The organism is Stenotrophomonas sp. B1-1 (assembly GCF_010894375.1).
Lineage (GTDB): Bacteria > Pseudomonadota > Gammaproteobacteria > Xanthomonadales > Xanthomonadaceae > Stenotrophomonas.
In genome coordinates this window covers 193,863-220,506 of record NZ_JAAIUZ010000005.1, presented here as the reverse complement: position 1 = coordinate 220,506, position 26,644 = coordinate 193,863, and the positions used below count along the sequence as shown (strand labels likewise).

26 protein-coding genes and 1 other RNA gene are annotated in these 26,644 nt (G+C 67.9%); 13 read left to right on the top strand and 14 right to left on the bottom strand.

Annotation, left to right across the window (positions count from 1 at the left end; genetic code table 11):
- Positions 1-7: 7 nt before the first annotated feature.
- Entirely contained in the window at positions 8-862 is an 855-nt protein-coding gene (locus G4G00_RS04215; protein WP_108771469.1) for an endonuclease/exonuclease/phosphatase family protein, read from the bottom strand.
- A gap of 98 nt (positions 863-960) precedes the next feature.
- Positions 961-2,991: an alpha/beta hydrolase gene (locus tag G4G00_RS04210; protein ID WP_164271458.1), complete on the bottom strand. Its 2,031-nt coding sequence runs from the start codon at positions 2,989-2,991 to the stop codon at positions 961-963.
- 108 nt (positions 2,992-3,099) lie between these two features.
- Here G4G00_RS04210 and G4G00_RS04205 point away from each other — a divergent pair, with 108 nt between their 5' ends.
- Positions 3,100-3,555, top strand: coding sequence for an isoprenylcysteine carboxylmethyltransferase family protein (locus G4G00_RS04205; protein WP_108754775.1), 456 nt, complete (start codon positions 3,100-3,102; stop codon positions 3,553-3,555).
- An 18-nt stretch (positions 3,556-3,573) separates the two neighbouring features.
- Here G4G00_RS04205 and G4G00_RS04200 read toward each other — a convergent pair whose 3' ends face one another.
- Both G4G00_RS04200 and ssrA read right to left on the bottom strand, forming a co-directional pair.
- Positions 3,574-4,050: a hypothetical protein gene (locus G4G00_RS04200; protein WP_164271455.1), complete on the bottom strand. Its 477-nt coding sequence runs from the start codon at positions 4,048-4,050 to the stop codon at positions 3,574-3,576.
- Positions 4,051-4,213: 163 nt separating this feature from the next.
- Positions 4,214-4,567: a transfer-messenger RNA gene (gene ssrA, locus G4G00_RS04195) on the bottom strand.
- Positions 4,568-4,795: 228 nt separating this feature from the next.
- Here ssrA and G4G00_RS04190 point away from each other — a divergent pair.
- A complete protein-coding gene (locus tag G4G00_RS04190; protein ID WP_164271452.1) occupies positions 4,796-5,368 on the top strand; it encodes a hypothetical protein in 573 nt (190 codons plus the stop codon).
- 229 nt (positions 5,369-5,597) lie between these two features.
- Here G4G00_RS04190 and smpB read toward each other — a convergent pair whose 3' ends face one another.
- Positions 5,598-6,101 carry an SsrA-binding protein SmpB gene (smpB, locus tag G4G00_RS04185; RefSeq protein ID WP_065722998.1) on the bottom strand — a complete coding sequence of 168 codons (504 nt, stop codon included), beginning with the start codon at positions 6,099-6,101 and terminating at the stop codon, positions 5,598-5,600.
- Positions 6,102-6,158: 57 nt separating this feature from the next.
- Here smpB and G4G00_RS04180 point away from each other — a divergent pair, with 57 nt between their 5' ends.
- Together G4G00_RS04180 and G4G00_RS04175 are read left to right on the top strand one after the other, a co-directional pair.
- A complete protein-coding gene (locus G4G00_RS04180; RefSeq protein WP_164271450.1) occupies positions 6,159-6,584 on the top strand; it encodes a type II toxin-antitoxin system RatA family toxin in 426 nt (141 codons plus the stop codon).
- 3 nt (positions 6,585-6,587) lie between these two features.
- Positions 6,588-6,845 (top strand): RnfH family protein, encoded by a 258-nt coding sequence (locus G4G00_RS04175; protein ID WP_108752817.1) that lies wholly within the window; start codon positions 6,588-6,590, stop codon positions 6,843-6,845.
- Between the two features lie 36 nt (positions 6,846-6,881).
- On the opposite strand, the gene bamE is transcribed toward G4G00_RS04175, so the two are convergent.
- Positions 6,882-7,271, bottom strand: coding sequence for an outer membrane protein assembly factor BamE (gene bamE / locus G4G00_RS04170; RefSeq protein ID WP_108749329.1), 390 nt, complete (start codon positions 7,269-7,271; stop codon positions 6,882-6,884).
- A 103-nt stretch (positions 7,272-7,374) separates the two neighbouring features.
- On the opposite strand from bamE, the gene fur reads away from it, so the two are divergent.
- Positions 7,375-7,782, top strand: a complete 408-nt coding sequence (gene fur, locus G4G00_RS04165) for a ferric iron uptake transcriptional regulator (protein WP_108749330.1) — start codon at positions 7,375-7,377, stop codon at positions 7,780-7,782.
- A gap of 105 nt (positions 7,783-7,887) precedes the next feature.
- Here the strand turns inward: fur and G4G00_RS04160 are convergent, their stop codons facing one another.
- Positions 7,888-9,153 carry an SGNH/GDSL hydrolase family protein gene (locus G4G00_RS04160; RefSeq protein ID WP_164271447.1) on the bottom strand — a complete coding sequence of 422 codons (1,266 nt, stop codon included), beginning with the start codon at positions 9,151-9,153 and terminating at the stop codon, positions 7,888-7,890.
- 93 nt (positions 9,154-9,246) lie between these two features.
- On the opposite strand from G4G00_RS04160, the gene G4G00_RS04155 reads away from it, so the two are divergent.
- Positions 9,247-10,164 carry a LysR family transcriptional regulator gene (locus G4G00_RS04155; protein ID WP_108752819.1) on the top strand — a complete coding sequence of 306 codons (918 nt, stop codon included), beginning with the start codon at positions 9,247-9,249 and terminating at the stop codon, positions 10,162-10,164.
- Between the two features lie 124 nt (positions 10,165-10,288).
- Here G4G00_RS04155 and recN read toward each other — a convergent pair whose 3' ends face one another.
- Positions 10,289-11,965, bottom strand: coding sequence for a DNA repair protein RecN (gene recN / locus G4G00_RS04150; RefSeq protein WP_108752820.1), 1,677 nt, complete (start codon positions 11,963-11,965; stop codon positions 10,289-10,291).
- 115 nt (positions 11,966-12,080) lie between these two features.
- Here recN and hrcA point away from each other — a divergent pair, with 115 nt between their 5' ends.
- From hrcA to dnaJ, 4 genes are all read left to right on the top strand, one after another.
- Positions 12,081-13,145, top strand: coding sequence for a heat-inducible transcriptional repressor HrcA (gene hrcA, locus G4G00_RS04145; protein ID WP_108752821.1), 1,065 nt, complete (start codon positions 12,081-12,083; stop codon positions 13,143-13,145).
- Positions 13,146-13,208: 63 nt separating this feature from the next.
- On the top strand, positions 13,209-13,724 hold the full coding sequence (gene grpE / locus G4G00_RS04140; RefSeq protein ID WP_108749334.1) for a nucleotide exchange factor GrpE: 516 nt from the start codon (positions 13,209-13,211) through the stop codon (positions 13,722-13,724).
- Positions 13,725-13,907: 183 nt separating this feature from the next.
- On the top strand, positions 13,908-15,830 hold the full coding sequence (gene dnaK / locus G4G00_RS04135) for a molecular chaperone DnaK (RefSeq protein WP_108752822.1): 1,923 nt from the start codon (positions 13,908-13,910) through the stop codon (positions 15,828-15,830).
- Positions 15,831-15,984: 154 nt separating this feature from the next.
- Positions 15,985-17,112 carry a molecular chaperone DnaJ gene (gene dnaJ / locus G4G00_RS04130; protein ID WP_108749336.1) on the top strand — a complete coding sequence of 376 codons (1,128 nt, stop codon included), beginning with the start codon at positions 15,985-15,987 and terminating at the stop codon, positions 17,110-17,112.
- A 151-nt stretch (positions 17,113-17,263) separates the two neighbouring features.
- Here the strand turns inward: dnaJ and G4G00_RS04125 are convergent, their stop codons facing one another.
- Positions 17,264-18,061, bottom strand: a complete 798-nt coding sequence (locus G4G00_RS04125; RefSeq protein WP_164271444.1) for a helix-turn-helix transcriptional regulator — start codon at positions 18,059-18,061, stop codon at positions 17,264-17,266.
- A gap of 73 nt (positions 18,062-18,134) precedes the next feature.
- Between G4G00_RS04125 and G4G00_RS04120 the strand changes: the two genes are divergently transcribed.
- From G4G00_RS04120 to G4G00_RS04110, 3 genes are all read left to right on the top strand, one after another.
- A complete protein-coding gene (locus tag G4G00_RS04120) occupies positions 18,135-19,334 on the top strand; it encodes an MFS transporter (protein ID WP_164271441.1) in 1,200 nt (399 codons plus the stop codon).
- A gap of 752 nt (positions 19,335-20,086) precedes the next feature.
- A complete protein-coding gene (gene pdxY, locus G4G00_RS04115; RefSeq protein ID WP_164271438.1) occupies positions 20,087-20,995 on the top strand; it encodes a pyridoxal kinase in 909 nt (302 codons plus the stop codon).
- Complete coding sequence (locus G4G00_RS04110; protein ID WP_164271435.1) at positions 20,992-22,116, top strand: prephenate dehydrogenase; 1,125 nt, start codon at positions 20,992-20,994, stop codon at positions 22,114-22,116. Before pdxY ends, G4G00_RS04110 begins: the two co-directional genes overlap by 4 nt.
- 238 nt (positions 22,117-22,354) lie before the next feature.
- On the opposite strand, the gene G4G00_RS04105 is transcribed toward G4G00_RS04110, so the two are convergent.
- The 5 genes from G4G00_RS04105 to G4G00_RS04085 all read right to left on the bottom strand — a co-directional run bounded on the left by G4G00_RS04105 (position 22,355) and on the right by G4G00_RS04085 (position 26,490).
- Entirely contained in the window at positions 22,355-22,549 is a 195-nt protein-coding gene (locus G4G00_RS04105; RefSeq protein ID WP_108752827.1) for a hypothetical protein, read from the bottom strand.
- Positions 22,550-22,619: 70 nt separating this feature from the next.
- Positions 22,620-24,392, bottom strand: coding sequence for an ABC transporter transmembrane domain-containing protein (locus G4G00_RS04100; RefSeq protein ID WP_164271432.1), 1,773 nt, complete (start codon positions 24,390-24,392; stop codon positions 22,620-22,622).
- Positions 24,385-24,981, bottom strand: a complete 597-nt coding sequence (locus tag G4G00_RS04095) for a YigZ family protein (protein ID WP_108752829.1) — start codon at positions 24,979-24,981, stop codon at positions 24,385-24,387. Before G4G00_RS04095 ends, G4G00_RS04100 begins: the two co-directional genes overlap by 8 nt.
- Positions 24,982-25,015: 34 nt before the next feature.
- Positions 25,016-25,975 (bottom strand): hypothetical protein, encoded by a 960-nt coding sequence (locus G4G00_RS04090; RefSeq protein WP_164271429.1) that lies wholly within the window; start codon positions 25,973-25,975, stop codon positions 25,016-25,018.
- Positions 25,972-26,490 carry an RNA polymerase sigma factor gene (locus G4G00_RS04085; protein WP_234412775.1) on the bottom strand — a complete coding sequence of 173 codons (519 nt, stop codon included), beginning with the start codon at positions 26,488-26,490 and terminating at the stop codon, positions 25,972-25,974. The genes G4G00_RS04090 and G4G00_RS04085 overlap by 4 nt, the downstream gene beginning before the upstream one ends.
- Positions 26,491-26,644 lie beyond the last annotated feature (154 nt).

Below are 26,644 nucleotides of genomic sequence, written 5' to 3'. Positions count from 1 at the left end.
GTATCGGTCAGGGTGTCGGCCAGTCCAGTTCCACCACCAGCGGGAAGTGGTCCGAGGGCAGCACGCCGCCGATGCGGCGGTCGTCGGTGGTGAAGCTGCGCGCGTGGAAGCCGCGCACCAGCACCCAGTCCAGCTGCGTGGTGGCCGTGCCGGTGAAATCATGGAAGGTCTTGCGCGGCCCCTTCGGTGCGGCCACCTGGGTGCGGGTGTCCTGCAGCACGCGGGTGAAGGCCTGGTAGGTGCCGCTGCCCGGTTCGCTGTTGAAGTCGCCGGTCAGCACCACCGGCAGATCTGCCGGCAGGCCGGCCACGCGCTGGGCGATCAGCTCGGCGCCCTTCTGCCGGCGCGGCTCATCCTCGTCGCGGTAGGGCAGGTGGGTGTCCATGAAGTAGAAGCGGCGGCCGTCGTCCAGGCGGCGGAACAGCGCCCAGGTGACCATGCGCGGGTACAGGTTGCCCCAGGTGATGCTGCCCGCTACGTCCGGGGTGTCCGACAGCCAGAAGTCGCCGGACTGCTCGATCGCCAGCACCTTGCTGTCGTAGAACACGCCCATGTGCTCGTCGCCGTCGCCGCCGCGGCGGCCCTTGCCGAACCAGCGGTAGCCCGGCAGATGCTCGGCCAGGTAGCTGGCCTGTTCCGGCACCAGTTCCTGGGTGCCGATCACCGCCGGGTGGGCCTCCAGGATGACCTTGACCATCGCATCGCGGCGGTCCGGCCAGCGCTTGCCCGGCTCGGTATCGGCCGGCGTGCGCACGTTGAACGACATGACTTTCAGGGGTGCCGGGCTGGCAGCCCAGGCGGCGGCCGGCAGGGCCAGGGCCAACAGCGCGCAGAGCGCGGTGCGGCGGACGTGCTGCAACATCGTGGAATCCCTCCATTCCATGAAAACGATTCCAGAGGATCGCACGGATGGCACCCGGCGGATATGCCGGGTGTGGCCGCTGGTCGCCGGCAGGGGCTTCAGTCGTGTGGCGCGTCGTGCGCCTGCATGTCCTCGTGCAGGATGCGCCGCAGTTCGACGATGGCAGGTGTCGCTTCCTGCACGCTGTGGCCGGACACGATCACCTTTTCAGACTGCGCATGCGGCAGGTGCGAGCTCCAGTAGGGCACCAGGCCATCGCTGCTGTCCTGCAGCGGGCCCTGCGCGCTGGAGCGGGCAATGATGGAGTGGTAGCGCACCCTCGGCGCCATCGGCAGGTCGGCCACCGCCTTGATGAACGCATCGTCCTTGTCCAGGTTCTGGATGCTGTTCATGCGGTAACCGTGCTTGTCATCGTTGCGTTCGATCTGGCCGTCGTTGGCCAGGCTGGCCACGTCTTCCAGCACGGTCAACGGCAGGCGCACGAACTTGCCGATCCATCGGCCCAGGCGCGTGCCGGCCACATCGGTGCCACGGTGCGGGGTGGCGATGAATACCACCCGCGAGATTTCCGGTTCCGGCTGGAAGTTCAGCAGCGGCGCGCCGCGCGTGCGCAGCAGCTCGCGCTGCACCGGCGACATCTGCGCAGTGTCCAGCAGGGTCTGCACCAGATGGTCGCCAGAGGAGGAAACCAACAGCCGCGAGATCACCCCGCCCATGCTGTGCGCGGCCACCACCATGTCGTGCGAAGCCATATCCTTGCCGGCCGGATCGAAGTGCGCCAGCACATCGTCCAGCGTGTGGCGGATCGCATCGTGGCTGAGCGCGATCGGCATGTTGGTGGGGTAGTAGAACTGCCAGATCTGGAAGTCGCGACGGATCTCTTCGTCGCGCATCAGTTCGTTGGCCACGTTCACCCACGCTTCGGGGCTGCTGGCCAGGCCGTGGATCATCAGCAGCACGCGCCGGTCCGGGTCGAACGGCTGCATCATGAACAGATGCGGGCGCTCGATGCCGCCCTTGCCGCCGAACAGCGAGCGCAGCGACTGCCGGCTGAAATTGGAGCGCGCCAGCCACAGCGCGTAGCCGGCGGTGAAGTTGGCTGCCAGCGGCACCTGTTCGCCGTGCAGCTGCACTTCGGACACCTGGTAGGGGTCGTGGATTTCCAGCGTGGGCGCGTTGTCGTGCAGCACTTCCCAGAGGTTGGCGCCGGCAAAGCGCAGCAGCACCGTCATCGACGGCGAGGGCATCTCGCTCCAGTCGCGCACGGTCGCGGCGGCGGCCGCCTGCGGGCTGCCCGGCGCGGGCGCTGGCGCGGCAGGCTGCTCCGTGGGGTCGGCCATCACCGCCACCAGCTCGGCACCGAAGCCATCGCGGCGGTGCACGCTGCGCAGGGTGCCGGTGAAGGACATCGACGCGGCCGGCACCAGCTCGACCAGTTGTCGGCCGTCCTGGGTGGCACCGTCGGCATCGGGGGCCAGCACGAAGGTCCACGGCCCCACCTGCAGGCGAGAACGGTCGCTGCCGGCGTCGCCGCGCGAATACACCTCGAACAGCATCACCGATGCTTCCTGCACGGCTAGGTTGTAGTAATCGCGCACCTGGGTCTGGCGGTCTTCGAAGCCGCGCTGGTTGGCGGTGCGCTCGGTGAAGAACAGATACGCGTAGGCCTGGCGGGCCACCTGCATCCACGCATCCAGCCGCGGCTGGAAACCGGCATCGAGCGGGGCCAGCGGCTGCGTCGGCGTCGCCGCACGTGCCGCGGCCGGCGATTCGCGCTTGGGCGCGGGCAGGCTCATCGCATACTGCAGCCATAGTTCGGCCAGGCTGGAACGCTTGTCCTCCTCGCGCACCACGATGCTGGCTTCCATCGCCTCGATGCAGGCCGGCCCCGGCTTGGCGCACGCGGTTTCATCCAGCCCGGCCACGCGCAGGGTTTCCCAGGTAGCCGCACTCAGCTTGCCGCTGGTCAGGATGTCACCGCGCTTCAGCGCGATGTACTGGCCCGGGGTGACCGTGCCCACCTGCACCGACGGGCCGAACTGGCGAAGCGTGGCGCAGCCACTCAGCAGCAGCAGGGCGGTGGCGGCCAGCGCCATGTGGCGAACGACGGTGAAACCGGGTAATGCCATGCGGTCCTCCTGCGCAGTGGCGCCACTCTAGCCGGAGCGGCGTCAACGCGGAAGAAAGTGGTGGCGTGTGTGACACTGCGGGCCTTGCGCTTACACCCGGGGATGCCGATGCACCTGCTGGAAACCCGCATTCCGCCCCCGCTGGTCATGCTGCTGTGCGGCCTGGCGGGCTGGGCGCTGGGCGGCCTGCTGGCCCGGTGGCCGCTGCCGGTGCCGGCCTGGGCAGCGGTTTCCATCGGCGTGCTGGGCCTGCTGCTGAACCTGCTGCCGAAGTGGACCTTCGGCCGCGTGCGCACCACGGTGAACCCACTGCGGCCGACTTCGACCACGGTGCTGGTGACCAGCGGGATCTATCGCTACAGCCGCAACCCCATGTACCTGGGCCAGGCGCTGGTGCTGCTGGGCGCGATGCTGCTGCTGCGCAACGCGCTGGCGCTGCTGGTGGTGCCGCTGTTCGTGGCCTGGATCACCCGCCTGCAGATCGTGCCGGAAGAACGCGCGCTGGCCGCGCGCTTTGGTGCCCGCTACGAGGCATTCCGCAGCCAGGTGCGGCGCTGGCTGTAGGCGCCGTGCCGCGCAGGGTTACGGCGAGATCTGGCAGCTGACCGCGGCCGAATAGCCCTCGTAATCGTCGGCCGCGCCCACGTGCTGGGTGTGGCGTGCATCGACCCTGCGGATGTAGGAGGGCGCTTCGCTGTCGGCATCGTCGTTCACCGTGGTGACCGACAGGCTGCGGCCGACCTGCGCGGCGGTGATGCCCTGCAGGTACACATGGATGCTCTTCTGCCCGCCGGCAATCACGCTGACATCGGCACTGGTCACGCTGCCGCCCAGCAGCGCCACCTTGCCGCCCTTGGGCTGGAACACACCGCCCGGAACCGGGGTCAGCCCGGCCGAGCGCAGCGCCTGTTCGGCCTGGGCCTGGGTGAAATCGGAACCGGGCCGGCAGGCCAGCAGGGTTTCCAGGGCGGCGGTGGGCTTGGTGGCGGGCGCGGCGGCGGCGGTGGTGGTGGTACCAGTGGCCAGGGCGAGCAGCAGGGCGGGCAGGTGGAGGTTCATTGCAGATCCTTCTGGGGTGGCCGGGCAGGGCGTGTGGCCGTCGGTTCTGCAGTGTGCGGCAGGTGCGGGTGGGCTGTCACCGCAGGCAGGGAAGCGGCAACAAAAAAGCCGGAACCCCTTGGTGGGAGATCCGGCTTCTTGCGGCCTCGACAGGCCATACAGATGGTGGAGGTGGGCGGAATTGAACCGCCGTCCGAAGGCACTCCATCCCCAGCACTACATGCTTAGCTCACCGTTGGATCTCGCCCCCGAGCAGCACGGTGTGCAAAGCGCACCCGGGGACCAGCCTGTTGTGTTCTAGTGCCGGACTGACAGGCAGCCGCCCAGCGCGATTCCATGATAGTGACTCTACACCGCGAGCATGGACACAAGCGGTTTCGAGGCTTAGGCCTTAAGCGGCCAGAGCGTAGTTGTCGTCGTTGGCAACTAGAGTTTTGCAGCTGGATTTACGAGGAAAGCTACCCCCTCGGCATGCGCCAGGCGACTTCACAACCCCCGTCGAAACCAATGCACCCCCGGTTTCTACAGTGCTGCAAGGTACAAGGCCGGTTCCGTGTTGCCACGGCACAGGCCTGCCCAACGCCCGTAATGCTACGGCAAAAATGCTGAACCGTCACCTTCGCCGGTTTTTCAATCCGCAACAGGTTGTAGAGCCTTTGTCATAGCGGATTGCTAACTTCCTTGGCACGAAATTGCGACACACTGGCAGCGACCATCCGAGCCAGGATCGACACGGAGACAGTGGGTGACCGAAGCCAAGCAACAGCGCAGCCTGCGACAACTGGTCGGGCCGGTGGGCGCCGACTACCAGCGCCGGGCGGTGCCGCCGGCCTGGGTGTGGGCGGTCATGGCGATGCTGATGGCGGCCACCTGGCTGAGTGAGTTGCCGGCCACGGCCGCGGCGGCGCTGGTGGCCAGTGCGGTGGTGGTGCATTGGCCGCAGCGCGGGCGCATGCACTGGCTGGGCTGGCGGTTGCCGGCGCTGGCCGTGCTGGCGGCGCTGATGTGGGGGCCGGACGTGCTGGCGCAATGGTTCGAGCACGGGCTGGCGCTGACCCTGATGTCGCTGGCGAGCCTGAGCATGGGCGTGCATGTGTGGCAGTCGCGGCAGACCGCGCGGCAGCTGCAGGGTGCGGCAGATGCGCTGGATGATGTGCAGCTGCTGTCGCTGCTGCCGGCCGACGCGGCGCGCCTGGCCCAGCAGTGGCGCGCCGGCGATGACCGGCATGCGCCGGAACTGGCGGTGGTGATGCACCTGGCGGTGATGCATGCAGCGCTGGCGCGGCGCCTGGGCGGACGGGGGATGCTGGCCGGTTGATCGGGGCGGGTAGCGTCGAGCTTGCTCGACTGATCCACGCCCTGGGTAGAGTCGAGCTTGCTCGACTGATCGGTCCGCGACAGTCGAGCAAGCTCGACTCTACGAAGCCAAGCAACAGCAGTCGAGCAAGCTCGACTCTACGAAGCAGGGCAGTCGAGCAAGCTCGACTCTACGAAGCCAGGCAACAGCAGCCGAGCATGGCTCGGCTCTACCGGTGCGGGGCGGTGCTTCAGGCGTCGCGGTTGCCGCGGCGCATGACGCGCTGCTTTTCGATGGCCCAGTCGCGGTCCTTGGCGGCATCGCGCTTGTCGTGGGTCTGCTTGCCCTTGGCCAGCGCCACTTCCAGCTTGATCTTGTTCTTGCTCCAGTACATGGCGGTGGGCACGATCGTGTAGCCATCGCGCTCGACCTTGCCGACCAGCTTGTCGATCTCGCTCCGGTGCAGCAGCAGCTTGCGCTCGCGGCGGTCGTTGGCCACCACGTGGGTCGAGGCCTGGATCAACGGGGTGATCTGCGCGCCGATCAGGAAGATCTCGCCCTGCTTCACGTAGGCGTAGGCGTCGATGATGTTGCCGCGCCCGGCGCGGATCGACTTCACCTCCCAGCCCTGCAGGGCCAGGCCCGCCTCGAAGCGCTCTTCGATGTGGTACTCGTGGCGGGCACGCTTGTTCAACGCGATGGTCTTGTTGGCCGTCGCGTTCTTTGCTTTATCCTTGCCGCTGTTCTTGCTCATTTCCGTATTGTCTCCGATTCGGGCCCGCCCGGTCGATTGCCGAGACGTTCCTTCTTTATGCCTACTATCCGCCGCAGCGCCCTGGTCGAACATTCCTCCGCCTGCATGTTCGATCTCGTCAACGACGTGCAGGCCTATCCGCGCCGCTTCCGCTGGTGTTCCGATGCCCGCATCCTGGAACAAGGCGAGGACCGGCTGGTGGCCCGCCTGGACCTGGGCCTGGGCTCGTTCAGCACCTGGTTCCAGACCGAAAACACCCTGCAGCGCCCGCACAGCATTGATATGCAGCTGCGCGACGGCCCGTTCAAGCAGCTGCACGGCCGCTGGGAGTTCCATGCCCTGGCCGAGGATGCCTGCAAGGTGACCCTGACCCTGGAATTCGAACCCAGCTCACGCCTGCTGGGGCCGGCGCTGGCCATCGGCTTCCAGGGGCTGGCCGATCGCATGGTCAACGATTTCGTGCGCGTGGCCGACGAGGGCTGAGCGATGATCGAGGTCGAGGTGGTGCTGGCCTGGCCGCAGCGCGTGCTGGCGCGCCGGCTGCAACTGGAAGAGGGCGCCACCGTGGCCGATGCGGTCGCTGCCGCCGCGCTGGAAGGCAGTGCCGACTGCCCGGCGCTGGCCGTGCATGGCGTGCTGGCCCGCCCGCAGCAGGTGCTGCACGACGGCGACCGGGTGGAACTGCTGCGCCCGCTGCTGGCCGACCCCAAGGACAACCGGCGCAAGCGCGCACGCGGCGACTGAACCGCGCCACCGCCAGGCGGCGCGGCGAAGAGGGGCTCAGCGGCCCTTCTTCTTGTCCTTCGGCAGGTTGCGGCCGAACTGGCGCACGGTCTGCTGGGCCAAGGCCTTGTCGTTGGCCGGGAAGTAATCGCCTTCCCAACGGGTGACCACGTCGTTTTCGAAGTACACGGTGAAGTTCTTCACTTCGGTACGGCCGAGGCGGTTCACGCGCTCGCTGGAGGTGTAGTCCCAGCGCTGGGCATGGAAGGGATCGGGCACCGAGGGCGTGCCCAGCAGCGCATTCACCTGCTGCTTGCTCTGGCCGACCTGCAGCTTGGCAACGGCGTCCTCGCGGATCAGGTTGCCCTGGTAGATCGGTTGCTTGTAGATGATGCCGCACCCGGTGGTGGACAGAGCGATGGTGGCGACCAGCAGGAGATTGCGCATCGGAAAGGGCGTTTGGGGAAATCGAACCGATGATACACTCCCGGCGTGCCACCGCGACCCAATCCGAGGCAGCTGGCGCTAAATCGCCAATGAACGGAGACCTATGGAAACCCACGACCTGCGCAAAGTCGGCCTGAAGGTGACCCATCCGCGGATGCGGATCCTGGCGCTGCTCGAGCAGCGCAACGCCCAGCACCACATGACCGCCGAAGACATTTACCGCCAGCTGCTGGAGCACGGCGATGAGATCGGCCTGGCCACGGTGTATCGGGTGCTGACCCAGTTCGAGGCCGCCGGCCTGGTACTGAAGCACAACTTCGAAGGCGGCCAGGCCGTCTACGAGCTGGACCGCGGCGGCCACCACGACCACATGGTCGATGTGGACAGCGGCAAGATCATCGAGTTCGAAAGCCACGAAATCGAAGAGCTGCAGCGCAAGATCGCGGCCGAGCATGGCTACGAGCTGGAAGAGCATTCGCTGGTGCTGTACGTGCGCAAGAAGCGCAAGTAACGGTTTCCCGCCTGCTGTGATGTGCGAAGACCCCGGGCCTGGCCCGGGGTTTTTCGTTGCTGGGGTCAGAGCCCCTTGCTGGCGCAAGGGGATCCGACCCCGGGGTCAGATCCCTTTCCGCCAGGAAAGGGCTCTGACCCCCGTCCCCCCATGCGTGGAGGGTTCTGTCAGAACGCCCAGATCCACCGCCTCGGCCATGGCCCGGTTGCCTGCATCCCCTGGGTGCAGGTGGTCGCCCGAATCGTAGGCTGCGGCCATCCGTGACGGTTGCGCCCGGTCGCGCAGGGCGGCATCCAGGTCGATCACCGCATCGAATGGGCTGTCGGTACGCAGCCAGGCGTTCAGCTGCTGACGCAGCGCGTCCTTGTCCGGCTGGTAGTAGTCCTGCAGCGGGGTGCCCGGCAGCGCGCCGGCAAACGGTGGCAGGGTGGCGCCAATGACGCGCACGCCGCGCGCTTGGGCCCGTTGCGCCAGGGTGCGGTAGCCGGCCTGCAGGTCGGCCAGCGTCGGCCGGGGCTGGTCGCGGGCGAACGCGGTGCCCGGCCAACTGATGTCGTTGATGCCGATCAGCACGATCACGCTGGCGGTGCCGGGCAGGTCCAGCACATCGCGCTGGAAGCGGGCGAGGGCGGACAGCCCCATGCCATCACGCAGCAGGCGCCCCCCGGAGATTCCCGCATTGACCACGGCCACCCCGTGCGGCGCCAGGCGCGCGGCCAGATGGTCAGTCCAGCGCTGGTCAGCGTCCAGGCTGGCGGTGGCCCCGTCGCTGATCGAGTCGCCGATCACCACCACGCTGCGTGCCGCGGACGGGGCCGCGACCTCGATGCCGCTCACGAACAGGCGCGCGGTGGTGGTGCTGGCGGCATGCAGGGCGCTGGCCAGACTCTGGTTGCCGGGGGCGATCCAGCTGGTCTGTCGGCCGTCCCAGTGGAAGGTCTGCAGCGGCGTCGGCCCAGCCACGTACACGCTCACCTGCAGTGCCTGCTGATCGGCGGTGATCACTGGCAGCGGGTCGCTCAACCGGTCCTGGCCGGGGCCGATCACGACGTCAGGATGCCCATCGAAGGCCAGCGGCAACGGCGTCGCACCGGGCTGGCTGGCCACGCTGGCCCGGTCGATCCGCAGCGGCTGGCGGCCGTGGGCATTGCTCAGGCGCACCCGCAGTGCGCTGCCACCCAGGCTCAGGCGCAGTGTCTGGCGGAAGGTCTGGTCGTGCAGGCTGGCCGGAATGAGGGCGGGGAACAGGAAGTCCTTGCCCCAGACCGGCTGTGGGCTGGCCTGCCAGCTGGCCACCCAATGGGGCTGGGCGGGGCCCGCGTGGGCGGAAAGCGGCAGCAGGGCGGTGGCGGCAAGCAGGTAACGGCGCATGGCAGGCGTCCTCGGAAGGGATAGCCAGCGTGGCCGTTGCGCCACCTGTGAACTAGACTGCGCACGGACAATCATCTGTGAACAGGATTCACCATGGCGCGCCCCGACATCAACCGATCCGGCGAACTGGAAGTGTTCGTGCGGGTGATCGAGACCGGGGGCTTTTCCGCCGCCGCGCGCAGCCTGGACATGACGCCTTCGGCGGTCAGCAAGCTGGTGGCGCGGCTGGAACAACGGCTGGGCACGCGCCTGCTGCAGCGCTCCACCCGGCAACTGCAGTTGACCCCGGAAGGCTGCAGCTTCTACGAGCGCGGGCTGCGCGTGCTGGCCGACCTGGAAGAGGCCGAACGCTGCGCCAGCGCCCATGCCGAACCGCGTGGGCGGCTGCGGCTGAATTCCAACGTGCCGTTCGGGCGCCATTTCCTGCTGCCGCTGCTGCCGGCGTTCCTGCAGGCGCACCCGCAGGTGGGGGTGGACCTGAGCCTGAATGACGAGGTGATCGATCTGCTGGAACAGCGCACCGATGTGGCCGTGCGCGCCGGGCCGCTGAAGAGCTCCAGTCTGGTGGCGCGGCAGCTGGGCGCGACGCGGATGATGATCGTGGCAGCGCCGTCCTATGCGGCCCGGCACGGCCTGCCTGCCGACGCCGATGCGTTGCTGTCACACAACCGGCTGGATATCGGCCATGCGCGGACGTTGCAGGGCTGGCCGCTGCTGCACGACGGCCAACAGGTGCGGGTGCCGACCCAGGGCAACCTGCGCGCCGGCAATGGCGACGCGCTGCGCCAGCTGGTGCTGGGCGGTCTGGGCATGGCGCGGCTGGCGGCCTTCCAAGTACGCGACGACCTGGCTGCCGGGCGCCTGCTGCCGGTGCTGGAAGACGCCAATCCCGGTGATCTGGAAGAAGTGCACGCCGTGTTCGTGGGGCAGGGCGGCTACCTGCCGCTGCGGGTGCGCGCGCTGCTGGATTTCCTGGTGGAACACGTGGATCTGGCCAAACCCTTGGCGTGACCCCGGCTTGGTTGAGTCGAGCCATGCTCGACTGCTCTTGGTCTGACGCCAGAAGCAGTCGAGCATGGCTCGACTCTACAGACTTGGCACCCCGTAGATCCACGCCATGCGTGGATGCGCGTGCTCAGTCGAGCAAGCTCGACGCGACCAACAGCTTGCGCGCGGCCGCGCGTGCTTCCTTGCTCACTTCCACCCCGCCCAGCATGCGCGCCAGTTCTTCCTCGCGGGCCTTGGTGTCCAGCTTCTCCACCGCGCTCTGGGTCATGCCTTCCACCGGCGCCTTGCTGACCCGGTAATGGGCGTGGCCCTTGGAAGCGACCTGCGGCAGGTGGGTGACGCACAGCACCTGGCGCTTCTCGCCCAGTGCGCGCAGCTTCTGGCCGACGATGTCGGCCACGGCGCCGCCAATGCCCGAATCCACTTCGTCGAACACCATGGTCGGCACCGCGTCCAGATCCAGCGCGGCCACTTCGATCGCCAGCGAGATGCGCGACAGTTCACCACCGGAGGCCACCTTGCGCAGGGCGCGCGGCGGCTGGCCGGCGTTGGCGGCAACCAGGAATTCGACGCGCTCGGCGCCCTGCGGGTCGGGCTTGCCGGCGTCCTGCGGTTCCAGCTCGATCAGGAACTGGCCGCCGCCCATACCCAGCTCGGCAATGATGCCGGTGGTGGTGGCCGACAGTTCGGCGGCCGCCTTGCGCCGGCTGGCGGTCAGTACCTCGGCCTGCACCCGCCAGGCGGCCACAGCCTTGTCGATCTCGCCGGCCAGGCGCTGCAGGCGCTCGTCGGCGCCGCGCAGCTGTTCCACTTCGGCATGCATGCGCTCGCGCTGCGCGCCCAGCTCGTCCATCGGCACCCGGTGCTTGCGCGCCAGGTCGTGCAGGCGGCCCAGGCGGCGCTCGTTCTCTTCGAACTGTTCCGGGTCGGCGTCCAGGTCGTCATGCACCCGGTCCAGCAGCGACAGGGCTTCGTGCAGCTGGATCGAGGCGTTTTCGATCAGGCCGTCCACCTCGCCCAGGCGCGCGTCGTGTTCTATCAGGCGCGACAGGTCGTGGCGCACCTGCTGCAGCAGGTCCAGCGCGGAACTGCCGTCGTCGCCGTTGAGCTGGTTGCTGGCGGCTTGGCAGGCGGTCAGCAGGGCGCTGGCATGGGCCTGGCGGCGGTGGCTGGCGCCCAGGGCGGCAATCGATTCCGGTTCCAGGTCCTCGCGGTCCAGTTCGCGCAGCTGGTGTTCCAGGAAACCGATGCGGTCACTCACGTCGCCCTGTTGCGACAGCGCCAGCGATTCGTCCACCAGCGCCTGCCAGGCAGCGGCGGTACGGCGCACCTGGCGGCGGGCCTCTTCGTTGTTGGCGAAGGCGTCCAGCAGGGCCAGCTGCGATGGCCGCGCCAGCAGCGCCTGCTGTTCGTGCTGGCCGTGGATTTCCACCAGGTGCGCGGCCAGATCGCCCAGCTGCGCCAGGGTGACCGGGCGGCCGTTGATCCAGGCGCGCGAGCCGCCATCGGCGCGGATGACCCGGCGCAGCTGGCATTGCTCGTCGTCGTCCAGCTCGTTGTCGGCCAGCCATTGGCGGGCGGCCTGCAGCTGGTCCAGGGCGAATTCGGCCGACAGCTCGGCGCGGGCGGCGCCGTGGCGGACCACGCCGCTGTCGGCGCGCAGGCCGGACAGGAAGCCCAGTGCGTCGACCATCAGCGACTTGCCGGCGCCGGTCTCGCCTGAAACGACAGTCATGCCGGGCCCGAATTCCAGTTCGGTGGCGCGGACGACGGCGAAATCCTTGATCGAAAGATGTCTGAGCATGGGTAATGGGGTGTCTGCAGCCGCGCAACGCTAGCATGTGCGGCCGGGTGGTCCAATGACTTGCCAAGGTGCTGCGCCGCCATTATCTAGTGTCCGTGTCTCACAGGTTGATTCCATGCACGGTTCCGCCGACCAGCTAGCCCCGCGCGCGCGCCATCTGCTGCGCACGCTCATCGCGCGTTACATCCAGGACGGCGAGCCGGTGGGCTCGCAGACGCTGGCGCGCGTGGCCGGGCTGGAAGTCAGTCCGGCCACCATCCGCAACATCCTGGGCGACCTGGAAGACCTGGGCCTGCTGGCCTCGCCGCATACCTCGGCCGGGCGCATTCCAACCGCCCACGGCTACCGGGTGTTCGTCGACAGCCTGCTGCAGATGCAGCCGCCGGGCGAGGGCGAGCTTGCCCGGCTGCGCCTGGAGCTGGCCGGCGGCGGCAGCACCCAGGCCCTGCTGGGCAGCGCCTCGGAGCTGCTGTCGGCCATGAGCCATTTCGTCGGCGTGGTCAGTGCCCCGCGGCGCGAGCAGTTCGCCTTCCGGCAGATCGATTTCGTGGCCCTGGACGGGCGCAGGGTGCTGGCCATCCTGGTGTTTGCCGACAATGAAGTGCAGAACCGGGTGATCGAGACCCGCCAGGACTTCGCCCCGGGCCAGCTGGAACAGGTCGCCAATTACCTGAACGCGCATTTCGCCGGCCTGCCGCTGGCCGAGATCCGCACCCGCCTGCTGCTGGAGCTGCGCGATGCCCGTTCCGAGCTGGAGCAGCTGCTGGCGCACAGCATCGAGCTGGCCGAGCAGGCCCTGCAGCCGCCGGCCGACGACATGCTGGTGGCCGGGCAGACCCGGCTGATGGGGGTGCAGGACCTGTCCGACCTGGAACGGCTGCGCGAACTGTTCGAGCTGTTTTCCAGTAAGCGCGAGATCCTGCAGTTGCTGGAACGGACCATCCAGGCCCCGGGCGTGCGCATCTTCATTGGCGAAGAGACCGGCATGATGCCGCTGCAGGGCGTCTCGCTGGTCACCGCGCCCTATACCGCCAACGGCCAGGTACTGGGCGTGCTGGGGGTGATCGGGCCCAAGCGCATGGCCTACGACCGCATGATTCCGCTGGTGCAGGCCACCGCCGACGTGCTGGGCGCGGCCTTTTCGCCGTCCGGGCGCACCCCGGGCACATCCGACGCTTGAAACGCAGCATCCCGCCCACACTAGGGTGAGTGGAGGCGGGCTGTGACCGCCAGGGACCCAGACATGAACCACGAAAACCCCGATATCGAATCCCAGCAGAGCGCGGCCGATGCAGCGGCTGCGGCCGGCGTGAGTGACGAAACCGAGCGCCTGCGCGCCGAGATCGAGCAGATCAAGGCCGACGCCCTGCGTGAACGCGCCGACCTGGACAACCAGCGCAAGCGCGTGGCCCGCGACATCGAGCAGGCCCGCAAGTTCGCCAACGAAAAGCTGCTGGGCGAGCTGCTGCCGGTGTTCGACAGCCTGGATGCCGGCCTGAAGGCCGCTGGCGATGACGCCCATCCGCTGCGCGAGGGCCTGGAGCTGACCTACAAGCAGCTGCTGAAGGTCGCCGCCGACAATGGCCTGGTCCTGCTGGACCCGACCGGCCAGCCGTTCAACCCGGAACACCACCAGGCCATCAGCCAGGTGCCGACCCCCGGCGCCGCCCCCGGCAGCGTGGTCACCGTGTTCCAGAAGGGCTACCTGCTGAACGAGCGCCTGCTGCGGCCGGCGCTGGTGGTGGTGGCCGCCGACTGACCGGCTGGGCGCACGGCCGCCGGGCAGGGCCCGGCGCTACCCGCCCCCCGCAATGTTTTCCAGGCGCTGAACACAGCGTTCGGGGGATGGCTTGAATGTTCCACGAGCCTCCCCCACATCCCATTCATCCACCGGCACAACGGCCGGACTGAACCCAACAAGCATTCTTCAGGAGTCTCCCCCATGGGCAAGATCATTGGTATCGACCTCGGCACCACCAACTCGTGCGTGGCGATCATGGACGGCGGCAAGGCCCGCGTCATCGAGAATTCGGAAGGCGATCGCACCACCCCGTCGATCGTCGCCTACACCAAGGACAGCGAAGTGCTGGTCGGTGCCTCGGCCAAGCGCCAGGCCGTGACCAACCCCAAGAACACCTTCTACGCGGTGAAGCGCCTGATCGGCCGCAAGTTCACCGACGCCGAAGTGCAGAAGGACATCGCGCACGTCCCGTACAGCATCCTGGCCCATGACAATGGTGATGCCTGGGTGGCCACCAGCGACGGCAAGAAGATGGCCCCGCAGGAAATCTCGGCCAAGGTGCTGGAAAAGATGAAGAAGACCGCCGAGGACTTCCTCGGTGAGAAGGTCACCGAAGCGGTCATCACCGTGCCGGCCTACTTCAACGACAGCCAGCGCCAGGCGACCAAGGACGCCGGCCGCATCGCCGGCCTGGACGTCAAGCGCATCATCAACGAGCCGACCGCGGCCGCGCTGGCCTATGGCCTGGACAAGGGTGACAACAAGGATCGCAAGATCGTGGTGTACGACCTGGGCGGCGGCACCTTCGACGTCTCGGTGATCGAAATCGCCAACGTCGATGGTGAAAAGCAGTTCGAAGTGCTGGCCACCAACGGCGACACCTTCCTGGGCGGCGAAGACTTCGACAACCGCGTCATCGAGTACTTGGTTGAAGAGTTCAACAAGGACCAGGGCATCGACCTGCGCAAGGATCCGCTGGCCCTGCAGCGCCTGAAGGATGCTGCCGAGCGCGCCAAGATCGAGTTGTCCAGCGCCCAGCAGACCGAAGTGAACCTGCCGTACGTCACTGCCGACGCCTCGGGTCCGAAGCACCTGAACATCAAGCTGACCCGCGCCAAGCTGGAAGCGCTGGTGGAAGACCTGATCAAGAAGTCGATCGAGCCGTGCCGCGTGGCCCTGAACGATGCCGGCCTGCGTTCGAGCGACATCAGCGAAGTGATCCTGGTCGGTGGCCAGACCCGCATGCCGAAGGTGCAGCAGGCGGTGACCGAGTTCTTCGGCAAGGAACCGCGCAAGGACGTCAACCCGGACGAAGCCGTGGCACTGGGTGCGGCGATCCAGGGCGGCGTGCTGGGCGGCGACGTGAAGGACGTGCTGCTGCTGGACGTGACCCCGCTGTCGCTGGGCATCGAAACCATGGGCGGTGTGTTCACCAAGATCATCGAAAAGAACACCACCATCCCGACCAAGGCTTCGCAGGTGTTCTCCACCGCCGAAGACAACCAGTCGGCCGTGACCGTGCACGTGCTGCAGGGTGAGCGCGAACAGGCCCGCTTCAACAAGTCGCTGGCCAAGTTCGACCTGTCCGGCATCGAGCCGGCCCCGCGCGGCCTGCCGCAGGTGGAAGTGTCCTTCGACATCGACGCCAACGGCATCCTGCACGTGTCGGCCAAGGACAAGAAGACCAACAAGGAACAGAAGGTCGAGATCAAGGCCGGTTCGGGTCTGTCCGAGGAAGAAATCGCGCGCATGGTGGCCGATGCCGAAGCCAACCGCGAAGAAGACAAGAAGTTCCAGGAACTGGTGCAGGCCCGTAACCAGGCCGATGCCCTGATCCACGGCACCCGCAGCGCCATCACCGAGCACGGCAGCAAGGTGGGCGGCGATGTCATCGGCAAGGTGGAAGCAGCCCTGGCCGATCTGGAAACCGCGATGAAGGGCGACGACAAGGCACAGATCGAAGCCAAGTCGAAGGTGCTGGAAGAAGCCGGCCAGGCGCTGTTCGCTGCTGCTTCGGCTGACCAGGGCGGTGCCCCGGGTGCCGACGCCGGCAACGCAGGCAAGGCGCAGGATGACGTGGTGGACGCTGAGTTCACCGAAGTCAAGGACGACAAGAAGTCCTGATCCGGACCGACACGGGGCGCTGCCTGGCAGCGTCCCGTTGTCGCATCAGGGTCCTGACCGCCACCCGGCGTGTCGGGGCGCCCGACGCAAGAGCGGACCTGGTTCCGCTCTTCCGCTTTGACGAATCCCGACTTTCCGGAAGCTGATTCACCCTATGAGCAAGCGCGATTACTACGAAGTGCTGGGCGTTGCCCGCACCGCCACCGACGAAGAGCTGAAGAAGGCCTACCGTCGTTGCGCGATGAAATTCCATCCGGACCGCAACCCGGGTGATGCGGCGGCCGAAGCCTCCTTCAAGGAGTGCAAGGAAGCCTACGAAACGCTGTCCGACGGCAACAAACGCCGCATGTACGATGCCCACGGCCACGCCGCGTTCGAGCACGGCATGGGCGGTGGCGGTGGTCCGGGCGGCCCGGACATGAACGATATCTTCGGCGATATCTTCGGCAATATTTTCGGTGGCGGCGGCGCGGGCCCGCGCCAGGCCCGTCGCGGTGCCGACATCGGCTACGTGATGGAGCTGGACCTGGAAGAAGCGGTGCGTGGCGTTGAGCGCCGCATCGAGATTCCGACCCTGGCCGAATGCGGTGACTGCGATGGCAGTGGTTCGGAAGACGGCAAGGTCGAGACCTGCAACGTCTGCCATGGCCGTGGCCAGGTGCGCATCCAGCGCGGCATCTTCGCCATGCAGCAGGCCTGCCACAACTGCAACGGCCGTGGCCAGATCATCGCCAAGCCCTGCAAGACCTGCCACGGCAACGGCCGGGTGGAAGAAGACAAGGTGCTGTCGGTGAAGGTGCCGGCCGGTGTCGACACCGGCGACCGTATCCGCCTGTCCGGCGAAGGTGAGGCCGGTCCGGCCGGTACGCCGCCGGGCGATCTGTACGTGGAAGTGCGCGTGCGCGAGCATGCGATCTTCCAGCGCGACGGTGACGACCTGCACTGCGAAGTGCCGATCCGCATTTCGCAGGCCGCGCTGGGCGATACCGTGCGCGTGGCTACCCTGGGCGGCGAAGCGGAAATCCGCATTCCGGCCGAAACCCAGACCGGCAAGCTGTTCCGCCTGCGCGGCAAGGGCGTGCGTTCGGTGCGCAGCCGCAGCGAAGGCGACCTGTACTGCCGCGTAGTGGTGGAAACCCCGGTGAACCTGACCGCTGACCAGCGCAAGCTGCTGGAGCAGTTCGAGGCGACCTTCAACGGTGAGGACGCACGCAAGCACTCGCCGAAGTCGGCCACCTTCATGGACGGTGTAAAGGGCTTCTGGGACCGGATGACGTCCTGAGGTTTCACCGCAGACGGTGAACGGTAACGCCGGGCCATGCCCGGCGTTTCTGTTTGTGGACATCGCACGCATTCCGCCGGGCATGGCCCGGCGCTACCAGGGGGACTGTTCTCTGGTAGATCCACGCCATGCGTGGATGTGGTTCGAGGAATCAACGGAAAAACGCCGCCGGCGTCTGCCCCAGCTGCCGCTTGAACATGCTGGTGAACGCACTGGGGCTGTCATAGCCCATGGCCAGCGCCACATCGATCACCTTTTCGCCCACGGCCAGGCGTTCCATCGCCGCCAGCAGCCGTGCCTGCTGCCGCCATTGGCCGAAGGTCATGCCCAGCTCGCTGGCGAAATGGCGTTGGATGGTTTTCACGTCCACCGCCAGGGCCTGCGCCCAGTCCTGCAGCGTGGCCTCGTCACCGGGGTGCTTCTGGATGTGCTGGCAGATGCGCTGCAGGCGCGGATCGGCCGGCGTTGGCAGGTGCAGCGGCAGCACATCCATGCGATGCAGCTCGTCCAGCAGCAGGCGCACCACGCGGCCGTCGCGGCTGTCGTCTTCGTGCTCGCCCTGGATCTGGCTGGCCGCGTGCAGCAGTTCGCGCAGCAGTGGCGCCACCTGCACCGCGAACGGTTCGGTGGCCAGCTCCGGGGCGAAGGCGGGATCGATGTACAGGCTGCGCATGTGCACATCGGCAATGCAGTCCACCCCGTGCGCCATGCCGGCCGGCATCCAGATCGCGCGGGTGGACGGCACCACCCAGCGGCCTACTTCCGAGCGCACCACCATCAGGCCCGACATGGCATACACCAGCTGGTGGCGGCGATGCCGGTGCGGCGACACCCGGGTGCCGGCGGGGTAGTCCTTCACCCGGCAGGTCACCGGCCGGTGGCCGGGAACCTCGTTCCAGGGCGCGGACTCCCGGATCGCGCAGGGCGTGTCCTTTTTGCGATATGGCATGACCAGAACGCGGCGGAAGGGAAGGGACGGGCACCGTAGCATGCGTGGCTCGCCCCCATCCTGACTGCGCACCATGTCCAGCTTGGCTTCCCCGGTTCCACGCACCCGCAGCACGTCCCCGGGCGTGCTGGCGGCGATTTCCACCTCCCATGTGGTCAACGACATGATGCAGTCGCTGATCCTGGCCATCTATCCGGTCATCAAGGGCGGTTTCAATCTCAGCTTCACCCAGATCGGCCTGATCACGCTCACCTACCAGCTGACCGCGTCGATCTTCCAGCCGCTGGTGGGCCTTGCCACCGACCGCAAGCCGGCGCCGTATTCGCTGCCGATCGGCATGGCCTCGACCCTGTGCGGCATGCTGCTGCTGGGTTTCGCACCGAACTACGCGATGGTGCTGCTGGCCGCGGCGCTGGTGGGCGTCGGCTCGGCCATCTTCCACCCGGAAGCCTCACGCATCGCGCGCCTGGCTTCGGGTGGCCGCCATGGCTTCGCGCAATCGGTGTTCCAGGTGGGCGGCAATTTCGGCACCGCGCTGGGCCCGCTGATCGCCGCGGCGGTGATCGTGCCGTACGGCCAGCACGCCGCATCGTGGTTTGCCGGCGCGGCGCTGGTCGGCATTGCCCTGCTGACCTATGTCAGCCGCTGGTACGCGCTGCACCTGGGTACGCCGCGGCCGGCCGGGCAGGGCACGGTCGCCCCGCGTCATCCCCGGCGCACGGTGGCGCGGGTGATGGCCATCCTGCTGGTGCTGATCTTCAGCAAGTACTTCTACATGGCCAGCATCGGCAGCTACTTCACCTTCTATCTGATCCACCACTTCGGCATTCCGGTGGCGCAGGCGCAGCTGCATCTGTTCGCGTTCCTGGTGGCATCGGCGGCTGGTGGCTTCCTGGGCGGGCCACTGGGTGACCGCATTGGCCGCAAGCCGATCATCTGGGCCTCGATCCTGGGCGTGGCGCCGTTCGCGTTGGCGTTGCCGCATGCCGATCTGCTGTGGACCACGGTGCTGGCGGTGCTGATCGGTTTCGTGCTGTCGTCGGCGTTCTCGGCCATCGTGGTCTACGCGCAGGAAATGATGCCGCACCGGATCGGCATGGTGTCGGGGTTGTTCTTCGGTTTTGCCTTCGGCATGGGCGGGCTGGGTGCAGCGGTGCTGGGCCTGCTGGCGGACAAGACCAGCATTGAGTTCGTCTACCAGTTGACCGCGTTCCTGCCGCTGCTGGGCATCGTCGCGGCCTGGCTGCCACCGTCGCGGCCGGCTGCACACTGAGGGGGGTGTTGGTCTGCAGGGCTTGCAGCCCTGCACCTGCTGTAGAGTCGAGCCATGCTCGACTGAAGCAACGTCAACGTCAAAAGCGGGTTTCCGGTGGGTAGGCGGGGCGGTGTCGGATTGCGGGGACGCCGCAAGTCCCCCTCCGGGGCCCGGCCCAGCCGCTGGCGGCTGTGCGTTCGGGCGCTTGCGAAGCAGTGCTTCGCAAGCAAAGCGCCCTCACCCTTGTAGGCTTGGCAGCGGCATCCATGCCGCTGACACCCCGCAATCCGACACCGCCCCGCCTTCGACAGATTGCCGCGATCTGTTGGAACCACACGGGGTCGGATCCCGTTGCTGCGTAACGGGCTCCGACCCCATTTTGAATGTCGATATTTGACAGATTTCATCCACGCATGGCGTGGATCTACTGTGTCGACCAAGGTCGACACCTACCAACAGCTGCGGGGGACTGTCAGAGGTGGGGCGGTGTGGGTGGGCAGGACCGCAGGCGCCATGGGCCCGAGGCATGCCTCGGGCGGGTTGGGCAGGACGCCCAACCCCGGTCTTGCCGGGCGCGCAGGATTGCGCGCGCGAGCAAGGCGCCTACGAGCCTCCATGGATGGATTCACGGCGTGTCCTGCCCACCCACACCGACCCGCCATCCCACGCAATGTTGCCGTTGCCGTTGCTTCAGTCGAGCATGGCTCGACTCTACAGGGGTGCAGGGCTGCAAGCCCTGCCGAAAACTCCCTTGGGCGTAGAATGCGGGGATGAGCGAATCCCTCGAAAACCACTTGCTCCACGGTCGTCGCCAGCGGCCCGACGGGCCCTCGCCGATCGACGTCATTTCGGTCCAGTCGCAACTGGTCTACGGCCACGCAGGCAACAGCGCCGCGGTGCCGCCGATGCGCGCGCTGGGCCTGCGCGTTGCCGAAGTGCCGACCGTTCTGCTCAGCAACGCGCCCTTCTACGACACCACCCGCGGCCGCGTGCTGCCCGCCGACTGGTTCGCCGACCTGCTGCAAGGTGCCGCCGAACGTGGCCTGCCGCAGCGGGCGAAGATGCTGGTCTCAGGCTATTTCGGCAGCGCCGCCAATGGCGCGGCGTTTGCCGACTGGCTGGATACCCTGCTGCCGGCCTGCCCGCAGTTGCGCTACTGCCTGGACCCGGTGATCGGCGATACCCATACCGGTCCCTACGTGGAGCCGGGGCTGGAAGCCATCTTTGCCGAACGGCTGCTGCCGCACGCGTGGCTGGTCACGCCCAATGCCTTCGAGCTGAATCGCTTGACCGGCATGCCCGCGCTGGCCGAGGCCGATGCCATTGCCGCCGCGCGCACGCTGCTTGATCGCGGCCCGCACTGGGTGATCGCGCACAGCGTTGGCGGCAACCCGGGCGAACTGGTCACCCTGGCCGTGGGCCGCGAGGAAACCTGGCGCTGGACCTCGCCGCTGCTGCCGGTGGATGTGGCCGGCACCGGCGATGTGCTGATGGCCCTGGTCGTGTCGTTCCTGCTGCGTGGGGAATCGATGCAGCAGGCGATCTCGCGTGCCGTGGCCGGCACCCATGCGGCGTTGGAAGCGACGCTGGCGCAGGGCTTCGAGGAATTCGATGTGATCGCAGCGGCCCCGGCCGCGCTGGCCGACGGCGCCCGCTTCCAGGCCGAACGGCTGGCATGACCGCTTCGCAGGCACGCACGCCGCGCACGGTCGGCATCGTTGGCAGCGCCGGCGCCTACGGGCGCTGGCTCAGCCGTTTCTTCCAGCGGCACATGCAGCTGCAGGTGATCGGCCATGACCCGGCCGACCCCAGCTCACATTCGCCGGAGCAGTTGCTGGCACAGGCCGATGTGCTGGTGTTCTCCGCACCGATCCGGCATACGCCGGCGCTGATTGCCCGCTACGTGGAACAGTCGGGCGGGCGCGAGGCTGGGCGGCTGTGGCTGGACGTGACCTCGGTGAAGGAAGCACCGGTACAGGCCATGCTGGCCTCGCAGGCCGAGGTGGTCGGGCTGCACCCGATGACCGCGCCGCCGAAGGCGCCCACGCTGAAAGGCCGGGTGATGGTGGTCTGCGAGGCGCGGCTGCAGCAGTGGCAGCCGTGGGTGGATGCGCTGTGCAGCGCCCTGCAGGCCGAATGCGTGCGCGCCACGCCGCAGCACCACGACCAGATGATGGCGCTGGTGCAGGCGATGGTGCATGCCACCCATCTGGCCCAGGCCGGCGTGCTGCGCGAGTACCAGCCGCAGTTGGGTGACCTGGCCGCGATGATGCCGTACCGCTCGGCGTCCTTCGAACTGGACACGGCGATCATTTCGCGCATCCTGTCGTTGAACCCGTCCATCTACGAGGACATCCAGTTCGGCAACCCGTATGTGGCGCCGATGCTGGAAAAGCTGGTCGGTCATCTGCAGCGCCTGCAGGTGCAGGTGGGGCAGGGCGACGATGCGGCGCGCGATGCGTTCCGCGAGCAGTCGCTAGCGGCCAACCACGCGGCCTTCGGCGAGCCCGCGCTGGCGGCGGGCAACTACACCTTCGAGCGGGTGGGTTACCTGCTGGCCGACCTGACCGAGCGCAACGCGCTGTCGGTGCACCTGCCGGAAGATCGCCCCGGCTCGCTGCGAGAACTGCTGAACGTGTTCGAGCAGCATGGCATCAGCCTGGCGTCGATCCATTCCTCGCGCACGCCGGCCGGCGAAGTGCACTTCCGCATCGGCTTCGTGGCCGGCAGTGATGCCGCTGCCATCGCCCTGGCGGCGGCGGACGTCGATGCCAGTGGCATCGGCCGGGTGCTGGACTAGTCGCATTCATCCACAGGGGATGTGGATGGTTTCTGCGTAAAGGTGTGGATAACCGCGCGCAGCCCTTGGCAGGCAATGCTGTCAAGACGGTTGGTGAAAAATTGGCCACACCTTTTTGTAGCATCGAGCCTGCTCGACCGAGGCCCTGTGTCGACCAAGGTCGACACCTACCGTTGAGGTCGACACCTACCGTTGAGGTCGACACCTACCGGTGATCGGGCCATGCCGGGCGGGCCGATCAGATCGTCAGGTGCAGTTCGCCACCGGTGGTGGTGAATTCGCGGCCGTTGCGCACCAAGTGCCGGCCATCGTCCAGTTCGTAGCGCGGGGTGGCCTCGGACGCATGCCCGCTGCCATCGGCGTCGGACTTGAATTCGATGATGACATGGGTTTCGCCGTGGCTGTCCACGGCGGGAAACTGACGGAACGACATCGCCCAGCTCCTGCATGCAGCCGGTTCGCTGCGATTCCAGCGTGGGCTGCCCCGCGTTAGCGGGGCGTCATCAATCGATGAACTGCAGGCGCGCCAGTTCAGCGTACAGGCCGCCTTCGGCCAGCAGTTGCGCATGGGTGCCTTCGGCCACGATGCGGCCGTGGTCCATCACCACGATGCGATCGGCCTTGAGCACGGTGGCCAGGCGATGTGCGATCACCAGCGTGGTCCGCCCGGCCATCAGGCGTTCCAGTGCCTGCTGCACGCCATGTTCGCTCTGCGCATCCAGCGCGCTGGTGGCTTCGTCCAGCAGCAGGATCGGTGCGTCCTTCAATAACACACGGGCAATGGCCACGCGCTGCTGCTGGCCGCCGGAAAGGCGGGCACCGCGCTCGCCCAGTTCGCTGTCGTAACCCTGCGGCAGGGCGCGCAGGAAGGCATCGGCTTCGGCGGCGCGGGCGGCGTCTTCCACCTCGGCATCGCTGGCCTGCAGGCGGCCGTAACGGATGTTGTCGCGTGCGCTGGCGGCGAACAGCGTGGGCTGCTGCGGCACCAGTGCCAACTGCGCGCGCAGCGCGGCCGGGTCGGTTTCGCGCACGTCGATGCCGTCCACGCAGACGCGGCCCTGTTCGGGATCGTGGAAGCGCAGCAGCATCGACAGCACCGTACTCTTGCCGGCGCCGGAGGGGCCGACCAGGGCCACGGTTTCGCCGGGGCGCACGTGCAGGCTGAAGTGGTCCAGTGCGGCCTGGTCAGGCCGCTGCGGGTAGTGGAACACCACATCGTCGAACTGGATCTCGCCGCGCAGCGGCTGCGGCAACGCACGCGGCTGCGCGGGCGCGCGGATTTCGATGTCTTCCTGCAGCAGCTCGCCGATGCGGCCCATGCCACCGGCGGCGCGCTGCAGTTCATTCCACACTTCGGCCAGTGCGCCAACCGAACCGCCACCGATCAGGGCATACAGCACGAACTGGCCCAGGGTGCCGGCGCTGAGGCGGCCGGCGATGACGTCGTGGGCGCCGAGCCACAGCACACCGACGATGGCACCGAAGATCAGCAGGATGGCGCTGGCGGTGACCAGCGACTGCGCACCGATGCGCCGGCGCGCGGCACCGATGGCATCGGCCAGGGCGTGGTCGAAGCGGCCGCGTTCGTATGGCTCGCGTGCATGCGCCTGCACAGTGCGCACCGCGCCCAGGGTTTCGCTGGCCAGGCTGTTGGCATCGGCAATGCGGTCCTGGCTGTTGCGCGCCACCGTGCGCAGCTTGCGTGCGCCGATGATGATCGGCAGCACCGCCAGCGGAATGCCCAGCAGTGACCATGCGGCCAGCCGTGGGCTGGTGACGAACAGCATGCCCAGGCTGCCGACCACGGTCACGCTGCTGCGCAGGGCGACGGACATGGTGGAGCCGACCACGCTGCGCAGCAGCTCGCTGTCGGCGGTCAGCCGCGAGACCAGTTCGCCGCTGCGGCTGCGGTCGTGGAAACCGGCGCCCAGCTGGATCAGGTGTGCGTACAGCTTGCTGCGCAGGTCGGCCACCACTTTTTCGCCCAGCAGCGATACGAAGTAGAAGCGGGCGGCGGTGGCCAAAGCCATCACCACGGCCACCAGCATCAACAGGGCGAAGGCGCGGTTGATCTGGCCGCCGCTGCTGAAGCCATGGTCGATCATCTGCTTGACCGCCGGCGGCAGGCTGAGCGTGGCCGCCGAGGAGATGGCCAGCGCCACCAGCCAGGCACTGAACAGGCCGCGGTGGCGACGCACGAAGGGCCACAGCGTGCGCAGGCTGCCCAGGCGGCGCAGCGGCGGGGTCGAGGCGGTGGCGTCGTCCTTGTCAGTCATGCAGGTCGTCGTTGTAGATGCGGATACGATCACGGGTGGCGTCGCGCAGGCGCGTTTTCAATGCTTCCACCTGCTCTGCGGGCAATTCCACCCGCAGCCGCACACCGTGGCTGTCGAACTGTTCATCGCGTTTTTCGGCCCCGTGCGCGGGCAGGGCAGCGTGCAGGGCGCCCAGATCCTCGAAAGCGGCGGCCAGTTGCAGCCGTGCCAGTTCCACCAGGGGCTGGCGTGGCGCGGTGCGCAGGCATTCTGCGGCAGTACCGCCATAGGCGCGTACCAGGCCGCCGGCGCCCAGTTTGATGCCGCCGTACCAGCGCGTGACCACCACCACCACCCGATCAAAGCCCTGGCCATCAATGGCGGCCAGGATCGGCCGACCGGCTGTGCCGGCGGGCTCGCCATCATCGCTGGACCGGTAATCCTGGCCGTGCCGGTAGGCCCAGCAGTTGTGGGTGGCGTCGGCCACGGCGACCTGCTGCAGGAACGCCAACGCCGCCGCGGCACCGTCGATGGGCGCGGCATGGGCGGTGAAACGGCTGTGCTTGATCTCCAGCGTATGGCTGACGGGCTGGGCGAGGGTATCGGGCATTGCACGCATTCTACGGCGTTGCTGCCTGCTTGCCTCAGTCGTCCAGCAGCGGGCGCAGGTCCTTGGGCAGGCGCGATTCCGGGTACTGCTGCAGGTAGCGCTCCAGGCTGATGCGGGCCAGGTCGCGCTGGCCGGCATCGCGGCGCTCGCGGATCTTCTGCAGCCACTGCCGGCGCGGCAGTTTCGCATCGGCCAGTACTTCGGCGTGTACGTCCTGTGCGCTCAGCCCGGCATCGCTGGAGCGGCGCAGCATCACCCCGGGCGCGCGGGCGGCGGGCGCACTGGCCGGCGCCGGGCTGGCCTTGAAGGCGGCCGGTGCTTCGCGCTGCTGTTGGCGTGCGGCGGCTGCCGGTGCTGCTTCTGTGGCCATGTCGGCGCTGTCCGCTGCGACGGCTTCCGTTGCAGGCGCGGGCGCGGCGTACGCGACGGGCGCGGGCGGTGCCGGAGGTGCTGGCGGTGCCGGTGGCGCAACAACATTTTTGGCCACCGCTGCGGCCGCCGGTTGCGGTTCGGGTGCTGCCGGCGGGGGCGCGCGCTGCGCCCTCTGCGGTGCAGGCGCGGCCTGGGCCGGTGGCGGGGGCGGCAGGGTCGCCGGTTCGGCGGCGCGGCCGACCACCGCAGGCTCGGCTGCGGGCGCAGCTGCTGCGGCGTCTGCGGCTGCATGTTCGGCCTGGGCCGGCGCAGTGGCTTCCATCGGCGGTGGCGCAGGGGGTTCCGGCCGCATCTGCCAGGCGATGCCCACGGCCAGCACGGTCGAGGCGGCGATGCCGAACACCGCCGGCCAGCGCCCACCCTTGCGCGTACGCCGGGCCCGATCAACCGGCCGCGGCGTTGCGGCCGCGCCCTGTGCAGGGGGCGCCGTATCCTGCACCGCGGCGCGTGCGGCGGCCAGGATGGTCGCGTCCAGCGATGCCGGCGGCGCCTGTTCGCTGCGGCGCCCCAGCAGGCCGGCCAGTGCGCGTTCTTCCGGGGTCAGTGGATCGTCTCGGTTCATGCGTTCAGTCCCGCACGCAGCTTGTCCATCGCATAGCGCAGCCGCGATTTCACAGTCTCCCGGCCAACGCCGGTGATCTGGCCGATCTCCTCCAGGCTCAGTTCCTGTTCCAGCCGCAGTTGCAGCACTTCGCGCTGTTCCGGCGGCAGGTCTTCCATCGCGCGCTGGATGCGCCGGCGCTGCTCGAATTCAGACAGTTCAGCTTCCGGCGTGTGCCCGTCTTCCAGTGCAGCCAGGCGCAGGTCGGCATCGGCCGGTGCGGCGGGCCGGTGTCGCGCCGCGCGCCAATGATCGTTCAGCCGGTTGTGGGCGATGCGGAACAGCCACGTGCTGAATGCGGCATCAGGCTGCCAGCCGGCGCGCGCGCTGATCACCCGCTGCCAGACGTCCTGGAAGATCTCCTCGGCCAGCGCGTTGTCGCGCAGTTGCCGCAGCAGGAAACCGAACAGGCGCTTGCGATGCCGCGCATACAGGCTTTCGAACGCATGCAGGTCGCCACCGGCCCAGGCCAGCATCAAGGCTTCGTCGGTTGGCAGGGCGGCGGCGTCCACGCTGCACAGAGTAAGCGCTGCGGGCGGTGGCGCATAGCCGGTGGCAGGCAGGGGCAGGGCAGCGTTCAAAGGGCGCATTGCGTTCGAAGGTGCACGCAATAACGGCCCGCCATGCGAA

Coding starts and splice junctions, on each gene's coding strand:
- G4G00_RS04175 (WP_108752817.1), top strand. CDS start 6,588: ATGATCGAGGTCGAGGTGGTGCTGGCCTGGCCGCAGCGCGTGCTGGCG.
- G4G00_RS04095 (WP_108752829.1), bottom strand. CDS start 24,981: ATGCCCGATACCCTCGCCCAGCCCGTCAGCCATACGCTGGAGATCAAG.
- grpE (WP_108749334.1), top strand. CDS start 13,209: ATGAACCACGAAAACCCCGATATCGAATCCCAGCAGAGCGCGGCCGAT.
- G4G00_RS04090 (WP_164271429.1), bottom strand. CDS start 25,975: ATGAACCGAGACGATCCACTGACCCCGGAAGAACGCGCACTGGCCGGC.
- G4G00_RS04160 (WP_164271447.1), bottom strand. CDS start 9,153: ATGCGCCGTTACCTGCTTGCCGCCACCGCCCTGCTGCCGCTTTCCGCC.
- G4G00_RS04100 (WP_164271432.1), bottom strand. CDS start 24,392: ATGACTGACAAGGACGACGCCACCGCCTCGACCCCGCCGCTGCGCCGC.
- G4G00_RS04085 (WP_234412775.1), bottom strand. CDS start 26,490: ATGCTGGCCTGGGCCGGTGGCGACCTGCATGCGTTCGAAAGCCTGTAT.
- pdxY (WP_164271438.1), top strand. CDS start 20,087: ATGAGCGAATCCCTCGAAAACCACTTGCTCCACGGTCGTCGCCAGCGG.
- G4G00_RS04210 (WP_164271458.1), bottom strand. CDS start 2,991: ATGGCATTACCCGGTTTCACCGTCGTTCGCCACATGGCGCTGGCCGCC.
- G4G00_RS04105 (WP_108752827.1), bottom strand. CDS start 22,549: ATGTCGTTCCGTCAGTTTCCCGCCGTGGACAGCCACGGCGAAACCCAT.
- smpB (WP_065722998.1), bottom strand. CDS start 6,101: ATGAGCAAGAACAGCGGCAAGGATAAAGCAAAGAACGCGACGGCCAAC.
- hrcA (WP_108752821.1), top strand. CDS start 12,081: ATGCACGGTTCCGCCGACCAGCTAGCCCCGCGCGCGCGCCATCTGCTG.
- G4G00_RS04180 (WP_164271450.1), top strand. CDS start 6,159: ATGCCTACTATCCGCCGCAGCGCCCTGGTCGAACATTCCTCCGCCTGC.
- G4G00_RS04205 (WP_108754775.1), top strand. CDS start 3,100: ATGCACCTGCTGGAAACCCGCATTCCGCCCCCGCTGGTCATGCTGCTG.
- dnaK (WP_108752822.1), top strand. CDS start 13,908: ATGGGCAAGATCATTGGTATCGACCTCGGCACCACCAACTCGTGCGTG.
- G4G00_RS04155 (WP_108752819.1), top strand. CDS start 9,247: ATGGCGCGCCCCGACATCAACCGATCCGGCGAACTGGAAGTGTTCGTG.
- recN (WP_108752820.1), bottom strand. CDS start 11,965: ATGCTCAGACATCTTTCGATCAAGGATTTCGCCGTCGTCCGCGCCACC.
- bamE (WP_108749329.1), bottom strand. CDS start 7,271: ATGCGCAATCTCCTGCTGGTCGCCACCATCGCTCTGTCCACCACCGGG.
- G4G00_RS04110 (WP_164271435.1), top strand. CDS start 20,992: ATGACCGCTTCGCAGGCACGCACGCCGCGCACGGTCGGCATCGTTGGC.
- dnaJ (WP_108749336.1), top strand. CDS start 15,985: ATGAGCAAGCGCGATTACTACGAAGTGCTGGGCGTTGCCCGCACCGCC.
- G4G00_RS04215 (WP_108771469.1), bottom strand. CDS start 862: ATGTTGCAGCACGTCCGCCGCACCGCGCTCTGCGCGCTGTTGGCCCTG.
- G4G00_RS04200 (WP_164271455.1), bottom strand. CDS start 4,050: ATGAACCTCCACCTGCCCGCCCTGCTGCTCGCCCTGGCCACTGGTACC.
- G4G00_RS04120 (WP_164271441.1), top strand. CDS start 18,135: ATGTCCAGCTTGGCTTCCCCGGTTCCACGCACCCGCAGCACGTCCCCG.
- G4G00_RS04125 (WP_164271444.1), bottom strand. CDS start 18,061: ATGCCATATCGCAAAAAGGACACGCCCTGCGCGATCCGGGAGTCCGCG.
- fur (WP_108749330.1), top strand. CDS start 7,375: ATGGAAACCCACGACCTGCGCAAAGTCGGCCTGAAGGTGACCCATCCG.